Source organism: Streptomyces sp. NPDC059897, from assembly GCF_042730865.1.
Classification (GTDB): domain Bacteria; phylum Actinomycetota; class Actinomycetes; order Streptomycetales; family Streptomycetaceae; genus Streptomyces.
In genome coordinates, this window is sequence record NZ_JBHWKQ010000030.1 from 52,487 (window position 1) to 76,787 (window position 24,301).

18 protein-coding genes are annotated in these 24,301 nt (G+C 70.3%); 5 read left to right on the plus strand and 13 right to left on the minus strand.

Features of this window, described 5'->3' with window-relative positions; translation table 11 throughout:
• Positions 1-58: 58 nt before the first annotated feature.
• The 4 genes from ACFV9W_RS27935 to ACFV9W_RS27950 all read right to left on the minus strand — a co-directional run bounded on the left by ACFV9W_RS27935 (position 59) and on the right by ACFV9W_RS27950 (position 7,036).
• On the minus strand, positions 59-2,032 hold the full coding sequence (locus tag ACFV9W_RS27935; RefSeq protein ID WP_385765873.1) for an ATP-binding cassette domain-containing protein: 1,974 nt from the start codon (positions 2,030-2,032) through the stop codon (positions 59-61).
• A 305-nt stretch (positions 2,033-2,337) separates the two neighbouring features.
• Positions 2,338-3,099, minus strand: coding sequence for an NUDIX domain-containing protein (locus tag ACFV9W_RS27940; RefSeq protein ID WP_266714958.1), 762 nt, complete (start codon positions 3,097-3,099; stop codon positions 2,338-2,340).
• A gap of 107 nt (positions 3,100-3,206) precedes the next feature.
• Positions 3,207-5,135, minus strand: a complete 1,929-nt coding sequence (locus ACFV9W_RS27945) for a glycogen debranching N-terminal domain-containing protein (RefSeq protein WP_385765956.1) — start codon at positions 5,133-5,135, stop codon at positions 3,207-3,209.
• Positions 5,136-5,623: 488 nt separating this feature from the next.
• Entirely contained in the window at positions 5,624-7,036 is a 1,413-nt protein-coding gene (locus tag ACFV9W_RS27950; protein ID WP_385765875.1) for a DUF4192 domain-containing protein, read from the minus strand.
• 132 nt (positions 7,037-7,168) lie between these two features.
• On the opposite strand from ACFV9W_RS27950, the gene ACFV9W_RS27955 reads away from it, so the two are divergent.
• A complete protein-coding gene (locus ACFV9W_RS27955; protein ID WP_385765877.1) occupies positions 7,169-9,331 on the plus strand; it encodes a RecQ family ATP-dependent DNA helicase in 2,163 nt (720 codons plus the stop codon).
• A gap of 223 nt (positions 9,332-9,554) precedes the next feature.
• Positions 9,555-10,193, plus strand: a complete 639-nt coding sequence (locus ACFV9W_RS27960; RefSeq protein ID WP_385765880.1) for a hypothetical protein — start codon at positions 9,555-9,557, stop codon at positions 10,191-10,193.
• A gap of 81 nt (positions 10,194-10,274) precedes the next feature.
• Here the strand turns inward: ACFV9W_RS27960 and ACFV9W_RS27965 are convergent, their stop codons facing one another.
• The 3 genes from ACFV9W_RS27965 to ACFV9W_RS27975 all read right to left on the minus strand — a co-directional run bounded on the left by ACFV9W_RS27965 (position 10,275) and on the right by ACFV9W_RS27975 (position 12,358).
• Positions 10,275-10,910 carry a hypothetical protein gene (locus tag ACFV9W_RS27965; RefSeq protein WP_385765882.1) on the minus strand — a complete coding sequence of 212 codons (636 nt, stop codon included), beginning with the start codon at positions 10,908-10,910 and terminating at the stop codon, positions 10,275-10,277.
• 68 nt (positions 10,911-10,978) lie between these two features.
• Positions 10,979-11,680 (minus strand): ribonuclease HII, encoded by a 702-nt coding sequence (locus tag ACFV9W_RS27970; protein ID WP_385765885.1) that lies wholly within the window; start codon positions 11,678-11,680, stop codon positions 10,979-10,981.
• A 60-nt stretch (positions 11,681-11,740) separates the two neighbouring features.
• A complete protein-coding gene (locus tag ACFV9W_RS27975; protein WP_385765887.1) occupies positions 11,741-12,358 on the minus strand; it encodes a TetR/AcrR family transcriptional regulator in 618 nt (205 codons plus the stop codon).
• A gap of 255 nt (positions 12,359-12,613) precedes the next feature.
• Between ACFV9W_RS27975 and ACFV9W_RS27980 the strand changes: the two genes are divergently transcribed.
• Positions 12,614-14,170, plus strand: coding sequence for an MFS transporter (locus ACFV9W_RS27980; RefSeq protein WP_385765890.1), 1,557 nt, complete (start codon positions 12,614-12,616; stop codon positions 14,168-14,170).
• A gap of 32 nt (positions 14,171-14,202) precedes the next feature.
• Here the strand turns inward: ACFV9W_RS27980 and ACFV9W_RS27985 are convergent, their stop codons facing one another.
• From ACFV9W_RS27985 to ACFV9W_RS27995, 3 genes are all read right to left on the minus strand, one after another.
• On the minus strand, positions 14,203-15,105 hold the full coding sequence (locus tag ACFV9W_RS27985) for an ADP-ribosylglycohydrolase family protein (protein WP_385765893.1): 903 nt from the start codon (positions 15,103-15,105) through the stop codon (positions 14,203-14,205).
• Between the two features lie 12 nt (positions 15,106-15,117).
• Positions 15,118-15,777 carry a histidine phosphatase family protein gene (locus tag ACFV9W_RS27990; protein ID WP_385765896.1) on the minus strand — a complete coding sequence of 220 codons (660 nt, stop codon included), beginning with the start codon at positions 15,775-15,777 and terminating at the stop codon, positions 15,118-15,120.
• Positions 15,778-15,887: 110 nt separating this feature from the next.
• Positions 15,888-16,493 (minus strand): YdbC family protein, encoded by a 606-nt coding sequence (locus ACFV9W_RS27995; protein WP_385765958.1) that lies wholly within the window; start codon positions 16,491-16,493, stop codon positions 15,888-15,890.
• 146 nt (positions 16,494-16,639) lie between these two features.
• Between ACFV9W_RS27995 and ACFV9W_RS28000 the strand changes: the two genes are divergently transcribed.
• A complete protein-coding gene (locus ACFV9W_RS28000) occupies positions 16,640-17,179 on the plus strand; it encodes a TerD family protein (RefSeq protein ID WP_385765898.1) in 540 nt (179 codons plus the stop codon).
• Between the two features lie 116 nt (positions 17,180-17,295).
• On the opposite strand, the gene ACFV9W_RS28005 is transcribed toward ACFV9W_RS28000, so the two are convergent.
• On the minus strand, positions 17,296-20,190 hold the full coding sequence (locus ACFV9W_RS28005; RefSeq protein ID WP_385765900.1) for a vitamin B12-dependent ribonucleotide reductase: 2,895 nt from the start codon (positions 20,188-20,190) through the stop codon (positions 17,296-17,298).
• Positions 20,191-20,327: 137 nt separating this feature from the next.
• Positions 20,328-20,873, minus strand: a complete 546-nt coding sequence (gene nrdR, locus ACFV9W_RS28010) for a transcriptional regulator NrdR (RefSeq protein ID WP_385765903.1) — start codon at positions 20,871-20,873, stop codon at positions 20,328-20,330.
• Between the two features lie 529 nt (positions 20,874-21,402).
• Here nrdR and lexA point away from each other — a divergent pair.
• A complete protein-coding gene (gene lexA, locus ACFV9W_RS28015; RefSeq protein WP_385765906.1) occupies positions 21,403-22,188 on the plus strand; it encodes a transcriptional repressor LexA in 786 nt (261 codons plus the stop codon).
• Between the two features lie 99 nt (positions 22,189-22,287).
• Here the strand turns inward: lexA and ACFV9W_RS28020 are convergent, their stop codons facing one another.
• Positions 22,288-24,264 carry an ATP-dependent DNA helicase gene (locus ACFV9W_RS28020; protein WP_385765909.1) on the minus strand — a complete coding sequence of 659 codons (1,977 nt, stop codon included), beginning with the start codon at positions 24,262-24,264 and terminating at the stop codon, positions 22,288-22,290.
• Positions 24,265-24,301: the final 37 nt, after the last annotated feature.

The window sequence follows — 24,301 nt, forward strand, 5'->3', positions numbered from 1 at the left end:
AGTGGGCGCACCACAGGGAGTTGCGCTCAACGAGGTGTCGGAAGGCGTCGGGTGGTCGTCACCGCGCCCGAGTGCGCAGCGCTGTGAGCAGATATGCGCAGAGCAGGGCACTCAACGACAACATCAGCGCACCGCCCACCGGTTGAGTGATCATCCGCATTGCGGCAGCGGCGAACCGCTCGATCCCGAACGGCCAGTCCACCAGCGCAAGATCACGAAGCCGTCCGGGAAGTCCCGCCGCTGTTCGCACAGATGGTCCTTCCAAGGCCTTCTGTACGAGCGGCACGATGACGATCGGCACGGCCACCACGGCGGCAAGCCCCGCTGCCGTGGACCGGAAGAGACCGGCCGCGAGAACGCCCGCCCAGGCGCAACCGACCACCAGAGCGAGCCAACTCACGCTCAGGGAAAGCCAATCGGCGGGAACTTGCGTGAGCTCCGGTCCGTATACGAGGTGGAGCAGCGCGGCATCACCGACGACGGTGAGGACGCCCAGGAGCAGGGCGGCCGCCGCACCGACGAGCAGCTTCGCGGCGAGAAGTCCCAGGCGGCGGGGGACGGTTCCGCGATCGGCCGCGAGCGCGGGGTGGCGGAATTCCTCGCCGAAGGCGAAGGCGCCGAGCAGTCCGGCCCCCAGGGCGGCGGGCGGCAGCGGAAGGGCCTGCGGCCACGCGGCGACCAGACGTGGCTGCGGGGTGTGTCCGGACCGCGCGAGCAGCACGGAGAGGAGCGCGGAGACGGCGAGAACGAGTGCGCCGGTGACAGGGCCGGTGGCGATGCCGGTCGCGCGACGCAGTTCGTAGCGCACGGGGCGCAGCGGGCCGCGTGCGGTGCGCACGGTGATCGGCGGCGGCAGCGTCGGCAGCGCGACGGACGTCTCGCGCGCGGGTTCGCCCCCAGGTGCACGGCCGTTCGAAGCAGCTCGGTGCTGCGCCTCCGAGGGCGTCGACGGCTCGGCGAGCGGCACGAAGGTGCTGGTGGGGGAAAGGGAGTTGAGGGGCGCGGTGACCGCGGAGGCCTCGGCCGGGCCGTCGGTCCCGTCACCGGCTTGGGCATCGGCGCCCGTGTCGGCGCTCGCCACGGCGCCGCCGTTGCGGCCGTTGCCGCCGTTGCCGCTGGCCGGCCTGTCGTCGGTGATGGGGGTCGCGGCCGCCGAAGGGCCCGCGTCGCCGATCTCGTCGGCGAGCTGATGCACGAGGATGCCGTGCCGGAACGCGATGTCCCCCACGTCCGCGCAGGTACTCCCGTACACCGACAGCCGGCTGCCGTCCTCCGTGATCACTTCGACGGAGCGCTTCGACGTGCGCGCCTCCTTCGCCAGAAGGACGCCGAACCTCGCGGCGTGCGGGCTGCGGACCGCGACCCGGGGCCGCAGCCGGGTACGGGCGAAGTCGGCGACATCCTGATCCGCCACCACCTTGCCCGCGTCGAGCGTGACGACGTGGTCGGCGACCCGGGCCGCCTCCTTGGCGTCCTCCGTGGTGAAGAGAACCGTGCCACCGAGCTCCGCATACGCCCTCAGGGTGCCGTGCAGCCACCTGCCCTCCCGGGTGGAGAGGCCCGCCGCGGGGTCGTCGAGCACCAGCGTGTGCGGGTCGGCGAGCAGCGCGCAGGCCAGGCCGAGCCGTCGGTCCATGCCGCGTGACAGGGTGCCCAGGCGTTCCTCCCGCAGGCTCACCAGGCCCACCACCTCAAGCACTTCGTCCGCGCGGCGCACGGGTACGCCGGCCGCGGAGCAGAGCATGCGCAGGTGCCCCCGGACGGTTCTGGCCGGGTGACCGGGCACGTCACCGAGCAGTACGCCCACTTCCCGCGAGGGATGGGCGATGCGGTGCAGCGGGCGGCCTCTGAAGTAGGTGACGCCACGGCCTTGTTGGAGTTCGAGCATCAGGCGTACGGCGGTGGTCTTGCCCGACCGTCGTGCGCCGAGCAGGGCGGTAACACGGCCGGCACGCGCGTCGAAGGACACGTCGTCGACGGCGGGCGGGCTCCCCTTGCGTGCGTTACTCGTCAGTCCGGTGGCCTGGATCATCGCTTCTCTCGCAGGATGGGCGACCGCTCGGCGGCCGGGGTCCGCCCGCCGGCAGGGCGACGGGCAAACCCCTGAGGTACTTCAGCAAGATAACGCGATATTTAGCACTTTTCGGGCATCGTGCTCGCGTGAGTGCCCACGATTCCGGGCCTCGTACGGGTGTCGCCGTGACCCGGCGGGCACTATCCGCGCCGCGCGTGAGCCGCGTGAGCCGCGTGAGCCGCGTGAGCCGCGTGAGCCGCGTGAGCCGCGTGAGCCGCGTGAGCCGCGTGAGGCGCGCCTCCTCGTCGCCGGCGTCGAATCGATCAGGCTTCCGGTCGCAGCATCGGCGGGTTGAGGAGCGTGGCCCCACCGGCGCGGAAGAGCTGGGCCGGGCGACCGCCCTGGCGGGTGGTGGTACCGCCGGTCGGCACTAGGAAGCCCGGGGTGCCCGTCACCTTGCGGTGGAAATTGCGCGGGTCGAGCGCGACGCCCCATACGGCTTCGTAGACGCGGCGCAGCTCGCCGACGGTGAACTCGGGCGGGCAGAACGCCGTCGCGAGCGAGGAGTACTCGATCTTTGAGCGCGCCCGCTCCACTCCGTCCGCAAGGATCTGCGCGTGGTCGAAGGCCAACGGTGCGGCCTGCTCGTCCTCCCGCCCGTAGCCGCCGTGCTTCAGCAGCGCCTCCACCGGGGCCCACCGCGCGCTGTGCGCGTCGCCGCCGGGGCGCGGCGCGGGCAGGTCGGGGGCGAGCGCGAGATGGGCGACGCTGACCACACGCATCCGGGGATCCCGCTTCGGGTCGCCATAGGTGGCCAACTGCTCCAGGTGTGCGCCGTTGTCCTGCGCCGGTGCCATCGGGTCGTGGGCGCACAGCCCCGTCTCCTCGATCAGCTCGCGCGCGGCCGCCGCGGTCAGGTCCTCGTCGTCCCGCACAAACCCGCCGGGCAAGGCCCAACGCCCTTGAAACGGCGGCTCACCCCGCCGTACCGCCAGCGCACAGAGTGCATGACGGCGCACGGTCAGCACGACCAGATCGACGGTGACTGCGAAGGGCGGAAAGGCCGACGGGTCGTAGGGCGACATGGAACGATCATAGTCGTCTGCCTGACGATAAACACTCCCTTCGCTCTCCTGCTCCGCTCTGCGTCGGGCGATGCACAGTGGTCCTTGCCCGTCAGGGCCCATGCCCGTCACACGCCCAACTGCAGTTCGTCCGAGGCCTCCTCCACCATGGCGAGGCCGAGCCTGCTGACGCGTACGGAGAACGCCTGGCCGGCGACCCGCAGCCCGGTCAGCCCGACCTCCCCCAGTGGGGCGCCGCGCATGGGCGACAACGTCACCGTCCGCGCCGGTACGTCGGGCCGGATGCCCACGAGAGCGGCCAGGAGGTGCACTCCGGCCGCGGCCGCTACGGCAGCGGGTCTGCACGCGGCGGGGTGCGGCATCGGAACGCCGCCCCCGACCCGCTGCAGCCCCGCGTACATCTCGGGCAGCCTGCAGTCGAAGGCGTCGGCCGCGTCGAGGACGCCTCTCAGCAGTGACGCCGCCTCCTTCTCGTACCCGGCGGCTGACAGGCCCGCGACGGCGACAGCGGTTTCGTGCACCCGCACCGCCCCCGAGTGGTGTCCGAATGGGTTGTACGCCGCCTCCTTCACCCCCAGGCTCCTGAGCCCCCACCCGGAATCGAGCCCGGGCGCGCCGAAGAGCCTCGCGAGATGCTCGGTCTGCACCTTGTCCAGCAGGCCCGGCGCCCGCGTGCCCGCGCCGAGCAACCCGGTGTCCAGAAGGTGGGCGGCGCCGCTGCCCAGGTACGCCGACCTGCGCCCGTCCGCCGTGCGCGCCGCCGCCGGTCGGCCCCCGCCGCGGTCCTCGACCCAGAAGTCCTCCTGGAAACGCCTCCGCAGTTCCTCGGCCCACTGACGCAGTTCGCCGCCGCCTGGTCTGTCGATGGCGTCCAGCAGATCGGCACCGAGCAGAGCGGCCCGGTGCGCGTGCGCCTGGGTCTCGCATCGCTGAGGGCCACCCGGGCCGGGATCCGGGATGTACAAGCCGCCGCGGGCGGTGGTCCGCAGCCACTGCAGACAGCGCTCGGCGGCGGGCAGCAACTCCGCCACCTCGGGCTCCCCCAGGCCCCAGCGTCTGGCCTCGGCGAGCAGGACCGGGAACAGGAGAGTCGCCTCGACCCCTGTGCAACTGGACGGCAGTTGTACACCCGCCTGCCGCCGCGGACCGGGCAGTTTCCCGAACTCCGCTCCTGGCTGGCGCAGTTGCGTACGGGCGAGGGCTCGCAGCGTGCCGACGGCGAGCCCGGTCCCCAGCGGCAAGGCCATCCGGGCTGCCGCCAGCGCCTCGGCGGGGGCCGGACCGCAGCGCCACGGGGCGCCCGCGGCCGCACAGACGTCCGACGGGTGCGCTGGGTCCGCCACCAGGAGCGCCTGCAGGTCGGCGATGCATGCCCGCAGCAGCGGCCCCACACGAGGGTCGTCCCCCTGTGCCATGGCCGGGGCGAACGGCCGGGCCGCGGTGCGCCCCGCCGCTCTGCCTGCCCCCTCACCGATCACCCGTACCCGCAGCCGCACCGTGCGCCTGCCGCCCGGAGGAAGTTCCAGTTCCCAGCGCAGCAGCCCGGCGGATGCCAGAGCGTCCATCGGCGGTGGCGTCACCGTGACCAGGGCGGTCGGCCCTCCGCTCGTCGGCGACGACCAGCGCAGTCCGCAGTCATGGACCACGGCGGGCAGTTCGCGCCCGCCACTCCCGGCCGCCACAGAACCGAGGTCGGCGAGATCCGTGCCCAGAGCCACTTCGAACGGCAGCCGCAGCGTGCGCTGCGCAAAACTGTGCAACGTGATGTCCTCCGAGCCCTCCGCGTGCCGGATCCGCTCGACGACGACGTCCGGGTCGGGCCCGGCATCCGGGGCCGCCCGTAGGGTCGCCGTGAAGCAAACCCGGTCCGCGGAGATCATGCGCGCCTGCACGGCGGTCGGTTCACGCCCCGCCACTCGGATCTGACAGCGCGCCAGCACTCGTCTGCCCCGGTGGTAGAAGCCCTCAAGCCCTCGCCCCGTCAGCTGCCCCGCGCTCGAAGAGATCGCGAGGCCGGGCAGGGCGACACAGATCAACGCCTGGTGGACCGGGGCGAGTTCCGTGCTCCGCCGCAGGGCGCGGGCCAGCCCCGTCGAAGGCGCCTGGAGACTCGGGTGCCCCGGCGGCGTGCGTGGCCGTCCTTGCGCGGGCTCGGGTTCGGGCTCGGGCGGCGCGGCGTCAGGAACGGGATGCGGGGGCGACGTCCCAGCCACCTCACGAACCGCCAGGGGGTCGCGGAGCCCATCATCGTCGCGCACCGTAGGTGCGTACTGCGGCGAAGCGCTGGATGTCATCTTCGCTCCTCTTCCCAGGCGGCTACCGCACACCGGGGACCTGCCCTGCGTCTCGGCGGCACGGCCCGGTCGCCGCCACCGCTCACCGAGATGAACGGGGCGCGCCCACTCCAAGTAACGCCGCGAGGTCGCGAAGTAGCACCACAGGGTCTCGAAGTAACGCCACAGCGTCCCGGAGTAGCGCCACAGCGTCGCGCAGCGAGAGGGCGGATCCGCGAGCCGCCCCCTCCTCATCCGTCGCCCCTGCTCCGCTGTCGCCTGGGACGGCGGAGCTCCGTCGGCCGCCGCGGTGCACGCGTGCCCGCCCGTGCGGGACGCGTCCCGGCTCCGAGGCGCCGCTCGCCCCGCCGGCGCAGGGCGGCCTCCAGGCCCCGGGCGGCACGGGACACACCTGGATCGGCGCCTCCGGGGACGGCCACGGCGGAAGGTCGGGGCCCGTCGCCTCCGTCGGCAGTCGTGGAGGCGCCCCCGGCCACTCCGGCCGGTGTGTCCGGGTCCGGTTCCAGCTCCGAGTCCGGGTCCGCCCGCCTCGCCCGCAGGGAGCGCCGCACCGGCTCGGGGTCGAGCCCGTCGGCCCGTGCTTCGTTGAGCAAGCGGGCGAACACATAGCGCGGATCGGCGCCGAGAGCCATCTCCAGCGCCTGGTCCGCCTCGACGGTGTCGCCGAGCGACCAGGCCACCCATCCCACGAGTGCCAGCGGCGCCGCGGCATACTCCCCGTAAGGGCCGACGCACCGGCGCGCCAACGCCCTCCACAGGCGCAGGGCGTGGACGGCCTCCTCACCCTCCATCCACTCCGCGGCCCGGTCCCTGGTCACCCGGTCTTGCAGACCGAGAATCAGCGACGCGGCCTCGTCGTGCGCGAGCAACTCGTCGTCCTTGAGGTCGGCCGCGAGCGCGTCGTCCGCTCCCGGCGCGTCCGCGAGGCGTCGCATGACCAGACGGGCGAGATCCAGCGTCGTCGCCTCCACCTCGTCGCGGGGAGTACCGGCCAGGATCCTCGGCACGAGATCCATCGCCGCCGCGTCGAGGGCACGGGTCTGATCCGTGACGAGCCCTGCCGCCAAGGGGGCCAGGCGCGCCCTCATCCTTCCCAGGGACTCCCGTACTCGAATACCCGCGAAAGCCGCCGTGGCCGCCATCACCGAGGTGCCGTCGGTCGCGATGACATTGCCCTCGGCGGGGCAGCACTCAGCACGTGCGCAGCAATAGGACCAGTACCTGCCTTCCGAGAGGCACAGCGCCTCCGTGACCGGCACGTCGAGCGCGCCGCATTCGGTGCGCAGGAGTTGGGCCAGCGGCCTGAGCCGATGCATGATCCGCCGCCCCGCCTCGGGGCCGGGGGTCGGAGCGTCCTGGCAGAGGAACGCGACGACGCTGTCCGGGTGGCCGTCCCTGCGCTCGCACTCGCCGATCAGGCACTGGGCCATCTCTCGCGCCACGGCCTTCCAGTCCTCGGTGCGCTCGGGAATACCGAGGCGCACACGACCACCGAAACGCCCCTTGTGCAGGGCGACCAGGACGATGCTGTCGTCGGGCCGGAACCCGAGCAAGTACGGGAGCGCCTCGGCGAGTTCGCCTGCCGTGCGCAGAGTGATCTTTGCTTCGCCGGTCAGCCCGGCCGGTTCGCTGTGATTCGTCATGCGCCGACCATGCCGCGGATTGCGTGACTCCGGTTCGGCCTGTGGATAACCCTGATCAGGGACACGACAGGAGTTGTCCACAGTCGGCGGGCTCGTTCGCGTGATGTCAGTGCGATCGGGTTGCATGGGGGCATGAGCAACGAAGAGCTGCGGACAGCCGCCGATACCGTTCTCGCCCGCCTCGTCGGCGATCCGAGCGGCAAGGCGAGACTGCGCGAGGACCAGTGGCGCGCCATCGAGGCCCTGGTCGCCGACCATCGTCGGGCCCTCGTCGTGCAGCGCACCGGCTGGGGCAAGTCCGCGGTGTACTTCGTCGCGACCGCGCTGATCCGGCAGCGCGGCGGCGGGCCGACCGTGATCGTGTCCCCCCTGCTCGCGCTCATGCGCAACCAGGTGGAGGCCGCGGAGCGTGCGGGCATCCGCGCCCGCACCATCAACTCGTCGAACACCGAGGAGTGGGACGCCGTGCGGGCCGACGTCGCGGCCGGCGAGGTCGACGTCCTGCTGGTCAGCCCGGAGCGACTCAACAACCCGGACTTCCGGGACAACGTCCTGCCCCAACTCGCCGCGGCCACGGGCCTGCTCGTCGTCGACGAGGCGCACTGCATCTCGGACTGGGGGCACGACTTCCGCCCCGACTACCGCCGCCTGCGCACGATGCTGGCCGAGCTTCCGCAGGGCGTCCCCGTCCTGGCGACGACGGCTACGGCCAACGCACGCGTGACCGCGGACGTCGCCGATCAGCTCGGCACCGGATCCGGCTCGGACGCCCTGGTGCTGCGCGGCCCGCTCGACCGCGAGAGCCTCAGCCTCGGCGTCCTGCAACTGCCCGACGCCGCACACCGCCTGGCCTGGCTCGCGGACCATCTGGACGAGCTTCCGGGCTCCGGGATCATCTACACCCTCACCGTCGCCGCCGCGGAGGAGGTGACTGCCTATCTGCGCCAGTGCGGCCACACCGTGTCCTCGTACACGGGGAAGACGGAGAACGCCGATCGGCAGCAGGCCGAGGAGGATCTCCTGGCGAACCGCGTGAAGGCGCTGGTCGCCACGTCGGCACTTGGCATGGGCTTCGACAAGCCGGACCTCGGTTTCGTCATCCACCTGGGCTCCCCGTCCTCCCCGATCGCCTACTACCAGCAGGTGGGCCGTGCCGGGCGCGGAGTCGACCACGCGGAGGTGCTACTGCTCCCGGGCAAGGAGGACGAGGCGATCTGGCGCTACTTCGCCTCGCTCGCCTTCCCTCCGGAGGAGCAGGTGCGGCGCACGCTGGACGTGCTCGCACAGTCCGACAGGCCGCTCTCCCTGCCCGCGCTCGAACCGCTCGTGGAACTGCGCCGCTCACGCCTGGAGACGATGCTCAAGGTCCTCGACGTGGACGGCGCGGTGCACCGGGTGAAGGGCGGCTGGATCGCCACCGGGCAGTCCTGGGCCTACGACACCGAGCGCTACGCGTGGGTGGCCAAGCAGCGCGAGGCCGAGCAGCAGGCGATGCGGGACTACGCGACGACGAGCGGCTGCCGCATGGAGTTCCTGCGCCGCCAACTGGACGACGAAGAGGCAGTGCCATGCGGCCGCTGCGACAACTGCGCGAAGCCGCGGTTCTCCGACACCGTCTCCCCCGAAGCACTGAACTCGGCACGCGGTGAACTCGGGCGTCCCGGTGTCGAGGTCGAGCCCAGGAAGATGTGGCCCACAGGGCTCGCGGCCGTGGGTATCGACCTCAAGGGCCGCATCCCGGCGGCTGAGCAGGCCGGCTCCGGGCGGGCGCTCGGCCGCCTGTCGGACATCGGCTGGGGGAACCGGCTGCGCCCCATGTTCGCGCCGAAGGCCCCGGACGGGCCGGTGCCGGACGACGTGGCGGGAGCTGTTGTCGAGGTGCTCGCCGACTGGGCAAAGGGGCCGGGTGGCTGGGCGTCCGGTTCCGCCGATGCTTCGCCGCGCCCCGTGGGCGTGGTGACGATGGCGTCCCACACGCGCCCGCAGCTCATCCAGTCGTTGGGCGCGGGTATCGCGCAGGTCGGCCGCATGCCGCTGCTGGGCAGCGTCTCCTATGCGCCGGGCAGTGACACCGCCCACATTCCGCGCAGCAACAGCGCACAGCGCCTGCGCGCCCTCGACGGCACGTTGACGCTCCCGGCCGAGCTGTCCGAGGCGCTCGCGCGCGCGGGTGGCCCGGTCCTGCTCGTCGACGACTACACGGAGACCGGCTGGACGCTGGCGATGGCGGCCCGGCTGCTGCGCCGGGCCGGCGCCGAGGGGGTGTTGCCACTGGTCCTGGCTGTGCAGGGGTGAGAAACGCGTAGCGACCCAACCTGTGGGCAGGGATATTGGCGACGCATCGCCAGATACAGGAACGCGGTCCCAATTGCTCGTTGCCGTCTGCCACTGCGACGGGAAGAATTGGAGCCGCTCCCCGCGCGGCTCCCCGTGATCCGGTGGACGGTAGAGCTGTGTCGCGGTGCGCTCCCCAGTCCGCCCCCGCCCTCAGTGTGGGCGTCTAGCCGAAGGGAGGACCGTGGCCTTCGGATTCGCTCCGTCCTCGGCGGTATCGATGTCCGCGTCCTCGATGCGCACCGAGAGGTCCGCCGATTCCGTCAACCGACCGACAAGGCTGCTCGAACCCGCGGAGTGGGCGGCGGCCGGCATCCCTCTGCTGCGCAATCCGCGCGAGGTCGTCAGTGGGCTGCACTCCCGCCACCGGCCGATCCCACAGACCGTCGTCGTAGCCGTGCTCGACCCCGACGAGCGCCTGCGCGCCAGTGCCTCGTTCGTGCGCCGCGAGAGCACCACCGACGGCTGGACGTTCCGCAACGCGCTGCTGTCCCAGCTGCGCCGGGTGATCCCGCACGACCTGCGCCGCCGCACGCCGGTGCGCACCGCGGTGATGCTGTACTGCCGCGATGGGGACACCCGCTGGACGGAGGAGGACGGGGCCTGGATGTGGGGGCTGCGTGACGCGTGCACGCTGCACGGCCTGCGCTGCGGTGCGTACATCACGATGACGCGGGACGGCTGGCAGGTACTCGGAGAGGGCAGGGCAGGACGGCGCCCGAGCGTGGGTTCCGTGGCCGAGGCCCTGGGAGCCGGGGAGCCGTCGGCGCCGCGCACCGGCGGCGCCACGACGGAGGTGCTCCGCCGCGCAGCGGCGCGCTGAGCGGCACGGTGGCCGCCGCGCGCCCGCCTGCCGGACTCCCCTGCCACCGCTTAGCGGTGCGGGCAGCCGGCAAGCGGCGCGTCAGACCCCGGCGCCCAGAGCCGAGTTGATGCGCTCCGGGTCGCCGCACACGATGAGCAGCGCACCGGCCCGGCCGAGCGCGCTCGGCAGCGCCGCGGTGGCCATTTCGTCGGCTCCGCCGTTCACGGCGACGACAACCACCGGGCGGGACGCGGCGCGCCCCAGGGCGGAGGCGTCGGCGTAGAAGACGTCGTCGCGCGCGTCGTGCTGCGCCCAGTAGGAGTCCTCACCGAAGGACAACTCGTGGGCCGCCCACGGGTGCGGGTCACCGGTGGTGACCACCAGGACTTCGCCCGGCGCACGGCCCGAGTCGAGCAGCATGTCGAGGGCCTCCTCCGCGGCGTCCAGCGCGCCCTCGACCGAGGCCGGGATGAGCTGGATCTGCGGCTGGGAGGCCGAAGTCGGCGTAGCGGCAGGGGCGTTCGCCCCCGGCTTCGGGACGCCCGCCGACTCGCGCGGGGTTCGCTGCGCGGGCGGCATGGGCCTGGAGGGACCCGGACGTCCGGGTCGCGGTGGCGCCGCGGGACGCGGGCCGGGTACGGGACGGGGGGTCGACGCGGTACGGCCGCTTGCGGGCGTGGCGCGGGGACCCTGGGCACTCTCGGGAATCTGAGGCTCCTCGGGACTGAGAGGCATGAGCTGATATCTATCAAACGCAGGTGCGGATCGCGCCAATGGGTGGCACGTCAGTGCGAGCGTGGCGGTCAGAAGTCGAAGCCGAGCTGGCCCTCGATCTCCGGAACGCCGACGTCCGCCCAACTGCGGGCCTTCTTGAGGTGCCGCCACTGGGGCAGCGCATCAAGATACGCCCACGAAAGCCGGTGGTACGGGGTGGGCCCCCGTTCCTCCAACGCGGCGCGATGCACCGGCGACGGGTATCCGGCGTTCGCCGCAAACCCGAAGTCTGCATGGTCGATGCCCAGTTCGGCCATCATTTTGTCGCGGCGGACCTTGGCGATCACCGACGCCGCGGCAACGGCGATGCAGGAACGGTCCCCCTTGATCACCGTACGAACCTGCCAGGGAGCACCCAGGTAGTCGTGCTTCCCGTCGAGGATGACCGCGTCCGGCCGCATCGGCAGGCCCTCGAGGGCGCGCACGGCGGCGAGCCGGAGGGCTGCCGTCATCCCCAGCTCGTCGATCTCCTCGTGCGAGGCGTGCCCGAGGGCATGCCCGGACACCCAGCTCTCCAGCTCGACCGCGAGAGTCTCGCGGCGCTTGGGGCTGATCAGCTTGGAGTCGGTGAGGCCCTCCGGCGGTCGGCGCAGTCCGGTGACGGCGGCGCAGACGGTGACGGGACCGGCCCAGGCGCCGCGACCGACCTCGTCGACACCGGCAATGATCTTGGCACCGGTAGTGGCGCGCAGTGAGCGCTCGACGGTGTGGGTGGGTGCTTCGTACGGCATGGCGGCAAACAGCGTACGCCGCCCGGGTACCGTCGCGACACCCGGCTCACCCCAATGCGTCTACCGACGCAGCAACGGGATCATCACGTGGTCGATCATCTCCACCAGATCCGCCTCTTTCCATTCGCTTCCGCACACCTTCGAGCGGTACATCATCAGCGCCGGAATGACGTCACAGACGCTCGCCTCGTCGACGTCCGGGCGCACCTCACCGCGCTCGACGCCGCGACGCACGACCTTCTTGATCAGTTCGACACTGGGCTCGATGACCCCTTCGGTGATCACGCCATGGAAGCGCTCGGCCGTGATGGTGTCGCATTCGTGAAGAACGGAGCGCAGCGCGTAGCCGGGCCGTGAGTACATGGCCGCGCGCAACCGGCGACACAGCTCGAGCAGGTCCTCCCGCACACTTCCGCACTCGGGCGCCGAGTCCAGCGGGGGCAGTCCCGCCTGGAGCGCGTCGACGACGAGGTCCTCCTTGGAGGGCCAGCGCCGGTACACCGCGGCCTTCCCGGTCTGCGCGCCCGCGGCGACACCTTCCATCGTCAGGCCGTTCCAGCCGACCGTACTGAGCTGATCCAACGCGGCTTCCAGAATGGCCCGTTCCAGCACGGGGCCACGCCTGCGAAGCGCGGAGGCCGCCTGAGCGGGGGCGGCCGTCCGACGTGAACTAACCATCATCATCTCTCCGTTGAGCCGTCCGAGAGCGGTTCGGACGCGCGGCAGCGAGCTCGGCACACGCTCACGTGCGCCGATGGGGAGCCACCACCGAGCATCTCAGGCTTCACCCCTTCCTTTCGATGGGTCGACGGCAAGGTTCTGCCAGCTCACCCCAACTCCCTTAAAGAACGCTTGTGTTCACTATGGCGATGCCGCTACGATCCCGAACAGGGAACGTCACCGTTCTCTAATCTTGCCCATGGGGGATCGCTCGTGACACAGGATCAGGTCCAGGCACATCCGGCTCCGCCCAGCAAGCCCGGCGCCACCGCGCGCCGACCCCGACCCGGCATCGCGCTGACGGTGATCGCCGCATGCCAGCTGATGGTCGTGCTGGACGCCACCATCGTGAACATCGCCCTGCCCGACATCCAGACGGCACTGGGCTTCTCCACCAACAATCTGACCTGGGTGATCAACGCCTACGCGCTCACCTTCGGCGGACTGCTGCTCCTGGGCGGCCGGGCCGGCGACCTTCTCGGACGCCGCCGCATGTTCATCACCGGTATCGCCCTGTTCAGCCTCGCCTCGCTCTTGGGCGGATTCGCCCAGGAACCCTGGCAGTTGCTCGCGGCCCGCGCGCTTCAGGGCGTCGGCGGCGCGATCGCCTCGCCCACTTCGTTGGCCCTCATCGCCACCACGTTCCCCGAAGGGCCCGAGCGGAACCGGGCGTTCGGGGTCTTCGCCTCCGTCTCCGCAGGTGGAGGGGCCCTCGGGCTGCTCGCGGGAGGCATGCTCACCGACTGGCTGGACTGGCGCTGGGTACTGTTCGTCAACGTACCCATCGGCGTACTGATCGCCCTCCTCGCCCCGCGCTACATCAACGAGTCGCAGCGCCACCCCGGCCGGTTCGATCTGCCGGGAGCCCTCACCTCGACCCTCGGCATGGCCGCCCTCGTGTACGGATTCATCCGTGCCGCCTCCGAAGGCTGGAGCGACGGGCTGTCCATCGCGTCCTTTGGTGCGGCCACGGTCCTGCTGATCGCTTTCGTGGCCATCGAGAGGCGCACCAGCCAGCCGATCACGCCCCTCAAACTGTTCAGGGACCGCAACCGCTCCGGCACCTACGCAATGATGCTCAGCCTCGCCGCGGCGATGTTCGGCATGTTCTTCTTCATCGTGATCTTCGTGCAGAACGTGCTGCACTACAGCCCGGTCAAGGCCGGTCTCGCCTTCCTCCCGGTGACCGCCGCCATCGTGCTCGGCGCGGGGATCTCGACGAACCTGCTGCCCAGGCTCGGCCCCAAGCCCTTCATGACGGTGGGCTGTCTGCTGACCGCCACGGGGATGGGCTGGCTGACCCTCATCGACCCCAGCAGCTCCTACCTCAGCGGCATTCTCGGCCCGATGCTCCTGTTCGGCTTCGGCATGGGCCTGAACTTCGTCACGCTGACCCTGACCGCGGTCTCCGGCATCGCCGACAGCGAGTCCGGTGCGGCGTCCGGCATGCTCAACACCACCCAGCAGGTCGGAGGCGCCCTCGGTCTTTCGGTCCTCACCACGATCTTCAGCAGCGCCAGCGAGAGCGAGGCCAAGAAGCAGATCCCGAAGTTCCTCGCCGAAGCCTCACCCGAGCAGAAGGCCGAGTTCGCCAGGACCCACCAGCTGCCGGCTCCGTGGAACGACTCGGTGCTGGCCCACGGCATCGGGAACGCCTTCATAGCGGCCGCCGCACTGGCCGTGGCCGCGGCGCTCATCGCCCTGTTCGTCATCCAGGTGCGCAAGAGCGACCTGGAGGCGCTGAGCGGGAAGCCCGGGGCCTCGGCCTGAGGGCCACACTCCCCCGGGCCCGTCTCTGTTCCCTACGCGGTCGGCGCCCAGGCCGGCAGTGGTTCGGTCCGCCCGAGCCACTCGGCCGAGGGCGCCCCGTCCGCGCCCGAAGCGACGATGCCGCCCACGATCGCGCAGGTGGTGTCCATGTCGCCGCCGACCTGGGCCGTGCTCCAGAAGGCCCCCTCGAAGTCACCGAGGCCCCGCGCCGCCGACCAGACGGCGAAGGGCACGGTGTCGTGCGCGGTCGTCCGCCGACCGCAGCCGAGGACCGCCGCCACAGTGGACGGGTCCCCGTAGTCGAGCATGTCCTTGGCTCGGCGCAGCCCGGCGCCCACGGCGCTGCGCGGCACGAGCGAGATCACGCCGTCCAGCAGGTCCTGCGGCGTGGGAGGCCCCGCGGCATCCGCCACCAGAGCGGCCGCGGCCGCCACCGCCATCGAGCCCACGACGGCCTCCCGGTGCTGGTGCGTCGGGTAGGCGGAGATCTCGGCCTGATGCGTGGCCTGCTCGGGATCGTCGGCGTAATAGGCGCCGAGCGGCGCGATCCGCATCGCCGCGCCGTTCCCCCACGACCCCCGCCCGTTGAACAGCGCGGAGGCCAGGGTCCGCCAGTCGTCGCCCTCCCGGAGCTGCTGCAGCAGCCGGTTCACGGCAGGGCCGTACCCGCGGTCGACGTCCTGGCGCTCCGCGAACGATCGCGCCAGCTCGTCCTGGTCGACGCGCTCGTGAGCGGCCAGGACAGCCACCACAGAGGCGGCCATCTCGGTGTCGTCGGTCCACTGCCAGGTGCCGCCGGGAAGCGCTCGGGACTTGAGCAGCGGGTAGTTCGCCGGAACGAAGAATTGTGATCCCAGCGCGTCTCCCACGGAGAGTCCGCGCAGGCTGGACAGGGCGCGGTGCAAGCGCCCGTCGGGTGAGGAGTCAGCGGTCATCGCCCTGCCACTCTATCCGGTGACTCCGTACGATTCCGGTTCGCGCCAGCGGTCGAACGGACGGTCCAAGGTGTATTTCCCGTTCTCCCCGAGAACGAGCAGTCGCATTTCCGCGTTCCCGGGATTCGACAAGGACTCGAAATCCGCGACGGACCAGTGGAACCAGCGCATGCAGAACAGCCGCATGGTCAGCCCATGCGTCACGAGCAGGACATTCGGCGGATGGTCCGGGGCCTCGAAGCTGCGGTGCAGGCTCTCCAGGAAGGCGCCCACCCGGTCGTACACGTCCGCTCCGGACTCCCCCTGGGCGAACCGGTAGAAGAAATGCCCGTACGCGTCCCGATAGGCCTTCTGCAGCCGCACGTCCTCGCGGTCCTGCCAGTTTCCCCAGTCCTGCTCCCTGAGCCGGGGCTCTTCCCGGATGCGTACGAGGTCGGGGTCGAGCCGGAAGGCGCGGAAGGTCTCGTGGGTGCGCCGGTACGGCGAGACGTACACGCTCACCCGTTCGCGTCCGAAGAGCTGCCGGAGGTCCTCGCCGGTGTGCTCCGCCTGACGCCACCCCTTGTCGGTGAGCGTCAGGGCGTGATCGGGCTCGCGCTCGTAGATGGTGTCGTCGGCGTTGCCTTCGGATTCGCCGTGCCGGACAAGAACGATGCGCCGCGGTCGTGCCATGCACACGACCCTAGATCGCCGGGCAGGTTCGAGCACCCGTGCGGGTCGTGTGCCAGAGGTCAGGTGGGTCACATCGGTCGACGGAGGTGCACGCGCGCGTGGTCACGCGTTCAGACGGTCCAGGTCGATTCCAGGTCCACGATGTCCCCTGTGATGGCCGCGATGTCGGCATCCGTCTGCGCGCGCGCAGAGAGCCGCTCCACCCGGTCGACCTGGTATTTGCCGTGCTCGGCCGCCGAGCGCCACATGGACAGGACCAGGAACTCGCCTCCTGGGGCGTCGCCGAACAGCCCCCGCACCATGCCGGGCGATCCGGCCATCGCCGGGTTCCACACCTTCTGCTGCATCAACGTGTAGTGCTCGGCCCGCTCGGCGTGCACCGTGCAGTGCGCCACCCGCACCACGTCCGCGTCCGTGAACCGCGGCTCGAACCCGGTCTTCACGTCGAAGCGATGATCGAAGAGATTCACCTGGATGTTCTTGTAGGTCCCGGACTGCGCGGCCGCGAGCCGGTCATGGGAGCGCGCCATGAAGGAGTCGTAGAAGGCGCGGCTCTCCCAGAAGCCGAAGACATGGGCCACATCGGCCCGTTGCCTGCTCCAGCCTCCACCTTGACCTCGGAATCCCGGCTCTCCCAGAAGCCCCGCCCATTTCCGCTGTCCCCGCTCGAAACCCCGGCGATCCACCACAGTGCAACGAATCCACTTGACCAGCACCGCGCCATCGTACGGCGCGTCGGCCACTTGCCGCGGTCGTCCCGAACCCACGGTCGAGACGCCCTGAGGGGATGGTCGTGTTGTTGTCAGTGGGACCACGTAGCGTGTCCGTAGTACTCAACATCGCACCGAGGAGGGGGAGTTCGGTGAGCAGCCTCCGCAAGGGAATCGAGAAGATCGAGATCGGCCTGAAGTGGGACCCGAGCCCAATGGGATCGCCTCCCCATGACCTGGACCTGATCGCAGCGACGTACGAGGGCGACGACCCGCACGGCAGCCCCGCGTACGTCGTTCACTTCGACAGCCGTTCGCCCGACGGGACCATCACGCTCAACAGGGACAGCAGGACGGGCCAGGGTTTCGGCTTCGACGAGGTCATGACGCTCGAACTGGAGCGGCTCGCGCCCTCGTACGCGCGCGTGGTCGTGGGCGTGGCCATCCAGCAGGACGAGCAGGAGCCGGGCAGCGCCAAGGTGTTCGGAGACATCGCGAACACGGCGGTCCGTATAAGAGAGGGCTACACCGATCTGTCGGAGCACGACTTCGGCGTGGTCTCGGGCGCCTCCGCGACCACGATCGCGGAATTCACGCGGGATGCCGACGGAGCGTGGTCGTTCCAAGAGGCGGTCCGGGGCTTCGACGACGGCGATCTGAACGCGTTCGCCGCGGCGATGGGCGCTCTCTAGGCCCACCCGGCAGGCCCGCTGCGGCTGCCCGGGGGCCTACGCCAAAGGGCGGCGGAACCGTAGTGGTTCCGCCGCCCTTCAGTTCAGGCGTTCAGCAGGATCAGGCGTCCGCCGGATCAGCTGCAACCGCTGGTCGAGCCGCAGCCCTCGCAGATGTAGCAGGAGCCGGCCCGCTGCATCTTCGTTCCGCAGGAGAAGCAGAGCGGGGCGTCGGCCTGGATGCCCAGCTGCATCTCGACGAGCTCGGCGCTGGTGTGCGCCTGCTGCGGCACGGACTGCGCGGTGGCGTCCGCGGCCTTCGGCGTCTCGACGGCCTTCAGCTCCTGGGCGCGGGGCGCCGACTGGGCCAGGGACTCGACGTCGACCTCGTCCTCGTTCGGCTCGTAGGAGCCCGTCTCCAGGTGACGCTGGCGCTCCTCGGCGGAGTGGATGCCGAGCGCGGAGCGCGTCTCGAAGGGCAGGAAGTCGAGCGCCAGGCGGCGGAAGATGTAGTCGACGATCGACTGCGCCATCCGCACGTCCGGGTCGTCCGTCATGCCGGCCGGCTCGAAGCGCATGTTGGTGAACTTCGAGACGTAGGTCTCCAGCGGCACGCCGTACTGGAGGCCGACCGAGACGGCGATGGAGAAGGCATCCATCATGCCCGCGAGGGTGGAGCCCTGCTTGGACATCTTCAGGAAGACCTCGCCGAGACCGTCGTCCGGGTAGGAGTTGGCGGTCATGTAGCCCTCGGCGCCACCCACCGTGAAGGAGGTGGTGATGCCGGGACGGCCCTTCGGGAGGCGCTTGCGGACCGGGCGGTACTCGACGACCTTCTCGACGGCCTCGCGGATCGTCGCCTCGGTCTTCTCCGTGACCTCGGCCTTCTCCTGCTCCTTCTTCTTGGCGGAGAGGGGCTGGCCGACCTTGCAGTTGTCGCGGTAGATGGCGAGCGCCTTGACGCCCATCTTCCAGGCCTCGAAGTAGACCTCTTCGACGTCCTCGACGGTCGCCGTCTCCGGCAGGTTGACCGTCTTGGAGAGCGCGCCGGAGATCCACGGCTGGATGGCGGCCATCATGCGGACGTGGCCCATCGCGGAGATGGAGCGCTCGCCCATGGCGCAGTCGAACACCTCGTAGTGCTCGAGCTTGAGGCCCGGGGCGTCGATCACATTGCCGTGCTCGGCGATGTGGGCGACGATCGCCTCGATCTGCTCCTCCTGGTAGCCCAGGCGGCGCAGGGCCTGCGGCACGGTGCCGTTGACGATCTGCATCGAGCCGCCGCCGACCAGCTTCTTGAACTTGACCAGGGCGAGGTCGGGCTCGAGACCGGTGGTGTCGCAGGACATCGCGAGACCGATGGTGCCGGTCGGGGCGATGACGGACGCCTGGGCGTTGCGGAAACCGTTCTTCTCGCCGAGGCGGATGACGTCCTGCCAGGCCTCCGTGGCGGCGGCCCAGATCGGGGTGTCCAGGTCGTCCATGCGGACGGCCGCCGTGTTGGCGTCGGCGTGCTGCTTCATGACGCGCTGGTGCGGCGTGGCGTTCTTCGCGTAGCCGTCGTACGCGCCGACGACCGCCGCCAGCTCGGCCGAGCGCTTGTAGGACGTACCCGTCATCAGCGAGGAGATGGCGCCGGCGAGGGCGCGGCCGCCGTCCGAGTCGTAGGCGTGGCCGGTCGCCATGAGCAGGGCGCCCAGGTTCGCGTAGCCGATGCCGAGCTGACGGAAGGCGCGGGTGTTCTCGCCGATCTTCTGCGTCGGGAAGTCCGCGAAGCAGATGGAGATGTCCATCGCGGTGATGACCAGCTCGACGACCTTGGAGAAGCGCTCGACGTCGAAGGACTGGTTGCCCAGGCCGTCGTCCTTGAGGAACTTCATCAGGTTCAGCGAGGCGAGGTTGCAGGACGTGTTGTCCAGGTGCATGTACTCGCTGCACGGGTTCGAGCCGTTGATGCGGCCGGACTCCGGGCACGTGTGCCAGTGGTTGATGGTGTCGTCGTACTGGATGCCGGGGTCGGCGCAGGCCCAGGCGGCCTCGGCCATCTTGCGGAAGAGGGACTTGGCCTCGACCTCTTCGATGACCTCGCCGTCCATGCGGCCGCGCAGGCCGAACTTCGAGCCGGACTCGACGGCCTTCATGAACTCGTCGTTCACGCGGACCGAGTTGTTGGCGTTCTGGTACTGGACGGACGTGATGTCGTCGCCGCCCAGGTCCATGTCGAAGCCCGCGTCGCGCAGGGCGCGGATCTTCTCCTCTTCCTTCACCTTGGTCTCGATGAAGCCCTCGATGTCGGGGTGGTCGACGTCGAGGATGACCATCTTGGCCGCGCGGCGCGTGGCGCCACCCGACTTGATCGTTCCTGCGGAGGCGTCGGCACCGCGCATGAAGGAGACGGGACCCGAGGCGTTACCGCCGGAGGAGAGCAGCTCCTTGGAGGAGCGGATGCGGGAGAGGTTCAGGCCGGCGCCGGAGCCGCCCTTGAAGATCATGCCCTCTTCCTTGTACCAGTCGAGGATCGACTCCATGGAGTCGTCGACGGACAGGATGAAGCAGGCGGAGACCTGCTGGGGCTGGGGCGTGCCGACGTTGAACCACACCGGCGAGTTGAAGCTGAAGATCTGGTGCAGGAGGGCGTACGCCAGCTCGTGCTCGAAGATCTCGGCGTCGGCGGGCGAGGCGAAGTACTTGTGGTCCTCGCCGGCCTTCCGATACGTCTTCACGATGCGGTCGATGAGCTGCTTGAGGCTCACCTCGCGCTGCGGGGTGCCGACGGCGCCCCGGAAGTACTTGCTGGTGACGATGTTGACCGCGTTCACCGACCAGAACTCGGGGAACTCGACGCCACGCTGCTCGAAGTTGACCGAGCCGTCGCGCCAGTTGGTCATGACGACGTCACGATGCGCCCATTCCACCTCGTCGTACGGGTGCACGCCGGGGGTGGTGTGGACGCGCTCGACACGCAGACCCTTGTTGGCCTTGGCTCCCTTGGCTCGGGAGCCTCGTGCCGGGCCGCTCGCCGTCTCTGTCATGCCGCCTCCCATATATCGGGCTAAAACGCCCTAAAGTGCCCGGATCTTCCCGCGCACGGTGTCTGTCTTGTGTCGCGGCCGCCGCTCTCGCCGTCCGCAACAGGTCTTTGGGGTCGCCGCCGCCCGGCCCGTGGCCGTCAGTCGGCGGCGTGGGCGGGCACGGGGACTTCTACAGTCCCTCCGGGCCCGCACTCGCTCTGTGTGCGCTCTTCGCCCGCGCCGTCCGTTTCGGCGCCGGGCGTTTGTTCCCTCAGTTCCGCGATGGCCGACTCGAAGTCCTCCAGCGAGTCGAACGCCCGGTACACGGACGCGAACCGCAGGTAGGCGACGAGGTCCAGCTGCTGAAGCGGGCCGAGTATGGCCAGGCCCACGTCGTGAGTGGTCAGTTCGGCGCTTCCGGTGGCGCGCACCGCCTCCTCGACCCGCTGGCCGAGCTGGGCGAGGGCGTCCTCGGTGACCGGACGCCCCTGGCACGCCTTGCGTACGCCATTGATGACCTTGGTGCGGCTGAAGGGTTCGGTCACCCCGCTCCGCTTCACGACCATCAGCGAGCAGGTCTCCACCGTCGTGAAACGACGGGAGCAGTCCGGACACTGACGGCGCCGGCGGATCGACGTGCCGTCGTCGGTGGTGCGGCTGTCGACGACACGACTGTCGGGATGCCTACAGAAGGGGCAGTGCATGAACTCCCAACCCTCCTTCACGGCACGACTCGATAGCCCGGGGAGGCTGGTTCACGCCTCCCGAAGCAGCCCCAAGCATAGGCGATGACCACGGCCGGGATGGACCGGGGACCACAACTTCTGGGCTGCGGATCCAATCCAACCACTACATCTGGGGTTGGGTCGCATTTTGAGGCCCTAGCGCGTGTCGCGCGTGTCGCGCGTGCGGAACGCATCGCACCAGGGGCGGCGGGGGCCGCGAGGCGCTCGAATCCGTACCGGCACGACACAAGAAAAATCGAGGGCGGTGCCTGGTTGACGGAGAGGCGAGTGGCAGACTGGGGGACCCACGGGCCGAACCTCGACTCCAGCCAAGAAGCGTACCGGATTGAGCTGAAATGCCACTCCGCTTCGAGGTCGCCATACACCCACGTGCATGATCACGACAAGCAATCAACGGTTTTTCACTCGAACGTGTGTTTGGCGCAACCTTTCGAAAGGAACTACCGTTGGCTAGCTAGGGAGACATTCTCGAGAGGGGCCGACCGACGTGACCACGACCGCAGACAGTGCCACCATCACTGCCCAGGGCCGCGCCCAGGGCCGACTCGAGCCGGTGCATGCCATGAATGACACAGCCATGAGCCAGGAGGGCCCCAAGCCGGGGCGCTCCCTGCCCGGCCGGCCGCCAGGGATCCGCGCGGACAGCTCGGGGCTCACGGATCGGCAGCGCCGCGTGATCGAGGTCATCCGTGACTCGGTGCAGCGTCGGGGGTACCCGCCGTCCATGCGGGAGATCGGCCAGGCGGTCGGCCTGTCCAGCACGTCGTCGGTCGCACACCAGCTGATGGCGCTCGAGCGCAAGGGCTTCCTGCGCCGGGACCCGCACCGCCCGCGCGCGTACGAGGTCCGGGGCTCGGACCAGCCCAGCGCGCAGCCCACGGACACCACAGGCAAGCCCGCCGCCTCGTATGTGCCCCTGGTCGGCCGGATCGCGGCCGGTGGCCCGATCCTCGCCGAGGAGTCGGTCGAGGACGTCTTCCCGCTGCCCCGGCAGCTCGTCGGCGACGGTGAGCTGTTCGTCCTGAAGGTCGTCGGTGACTCGATGATCGAGGCCGCGATCTGTGACGGGGACTGGGTCACGGTCCGCCGCCAGCCCGTCGCGGAGAACGGTGACATCGTCGCCGCGATGCTCGAGGGCGAGGCCACGGTCAAGCGCTTCAAGCGGGAGGACGGCCACGTCTGGCTCCTGCCGCACAACTCCGCGTACCAGCCGATCCCCGGCGACGAGGCGACGATCCTCGGCAAGGTGGTAGCCGTTCTGCGGCGCGTGTGACGCTCCTCCCTGACCGGGCCCCGGAACCAACTGCGCCGGTTCCGGGGCCCAGCGCTGTCCGCGCCAGGCCCCGTACACCCCGTACGCACGGGCCGGGTACTACTCCGCGTCCGCCTTCTTCGCCGCCGCGTCGATCGACGACAGCGAACGCCGCACCTGGTTCCGGTCCGTCGTGAACCAGAAGTCGGGCATCGAGGCCTTCAGATAGCCGCCGTAGCGCGCCGTCGCCAGACGGGGGTCCAGAACCGCGACCACGCCACGATCGCCCGTGGCCCGGATGAGGCGGCCCGCGCCCTGGGCCATCAGCAGCGCCGAGTGCGTCGCGGCCACCGCCATGAAGCCATTGCCACCCGCTTCCTCGACCGCCTTCTGGCGCGCGCTCATCAGCGGGTCGTCCGGCCGCGGGAACGGAATCTTGTCCATGACGACCAGCTGGCAGTTCGGCCCCGGTACGTCCACGCCCTGCCACAGCGACAGAGTGCCGAACAGACAGGTCTCCGGGTCCGCCGCGAAGGCCTTGATCAGCTCGCCCAGGGTGTCCTCGCCCTGCAGCAGGATCGGGAACTCCGGGATCCGCGTGCGCAGCTCCTCGGCCGCTGCCTGGGCCGCCCGCATCGACGAGAACAGGCCGAGCGTGCGGCCGCCGGCGGCCTGGATCAGCTCGCTCAGCTCGTCCGTCATGTCCGCGCGCGTGCCGTCACGCGTCGGCTTCGCCAGGTGCTTGGCGACGTAGAGAATGCCCTGCTTGCGGTAGTCGAACGGCGATCCGACGTCGACGCCCTTCCAGACCGGCAGGTCCTCGCCCTCGATGCCTTCGGGGGCCAGGCCCATGGAGGCGCCCACCCCGTTGAAATCGCCGCCCAGTTTCAGGGTCGCCGAGGTCAGGACGACAGAGCGGTCGGTGAAGAGCTTCTCCCTCAGGAGGCCCGACACCGACATGGGAGCGACACGCAGCGAGGCGCCGAAGCGGTCGTGCCGCTCGTACCAGACGACGTCCCACTCCGAGCCGTTCGAGATCCGCTCCGCCACGTCGTGGATGTTCTCCACGGCGGCGAGGGCCTGCTTGCGGACGGCGTCCTCGTCCTGGACCGACTTGTCGCGGGTGGTGCCGATCGCGGTGATCACCGTACGAGCCGCGTCACGCAGGGCCATCAGTGCGTAGCCGAGGTCCTCAGGTACTTCCTCGAGTCTGCCGGGCAGGGCCAGCTCCATGACCCGCTCGAAGCCCTCCGAGGCGGTCTGCAGCTGGTCCGCCGCCTTCTCGTTGACGAGCTTCGCCGCCCGCTTCACCGCCCGGTTGACCTGGCCGGGAGTCAGCTCCCCCGTCGCCACCCCGGTCACTCGCGAGACCAGTTCGTGCGCCTCGTCCACGATCAGCACCTCGTGCTGCGGCAGGACCGGAGCGCCTTCGATGGCGTCGATCGCGAGCAGTGCGTGGTTGGTCACGATGACGTCGGCGAGCTTGGCGCGCTCCCGCGACATCTCGGCGAAGCACTCCTGGCCGTAGGCACACTTCGACGCGCCCAGGCACTCGCGCGAGGAGACCGAGACCTGCGACCAGGCCTTGTCCGAGACGCCGGGCGTGAGGTCGTCCCGGTCGCCCGTCTCCGTCTCGTCCGCCCAGTCGCGCATGCGCAGCAGGTCCTGGCCGAGCTTGCTGGTGGGCGCGGCCGCCTCGAACTGGTCGAAGAGGCCCTCTTCCTCCTCCTGCGGGACGCCCTCGTGGAGGCGGTGCAGGCACAGATAGTTCGACCGGCCCTTGAGCATCGCGAAATTCGGTCTGCGTCGCAGCAGCGGGTGCAGCGACTCGACGGTGCGCGGCAGGTCCCGCTCCACGAGCTGGCGCTGCAGCGCCAGTGTGGCGGTCGCCACGACGACGCGCTCCCCGTGCGCCAGGGCCGGCACGAGGTAGCCCAGCGACTTGCCTGTGCCGGTGCCCGCCTGGACGAGCAGATGGGAACCGTCGTCGATCGCCTCGGCGACGGTCTCGGCCATGGTGACCTGGCCAGGGCGCTCCGTGCCGCCGACAGCGGTGACGGCGGCGTGCAGGAGCTCGGGGAGTGAGGGCTTCGTCATAGCTCGACCACCCTAAACGGACCCACTGACAATCCCG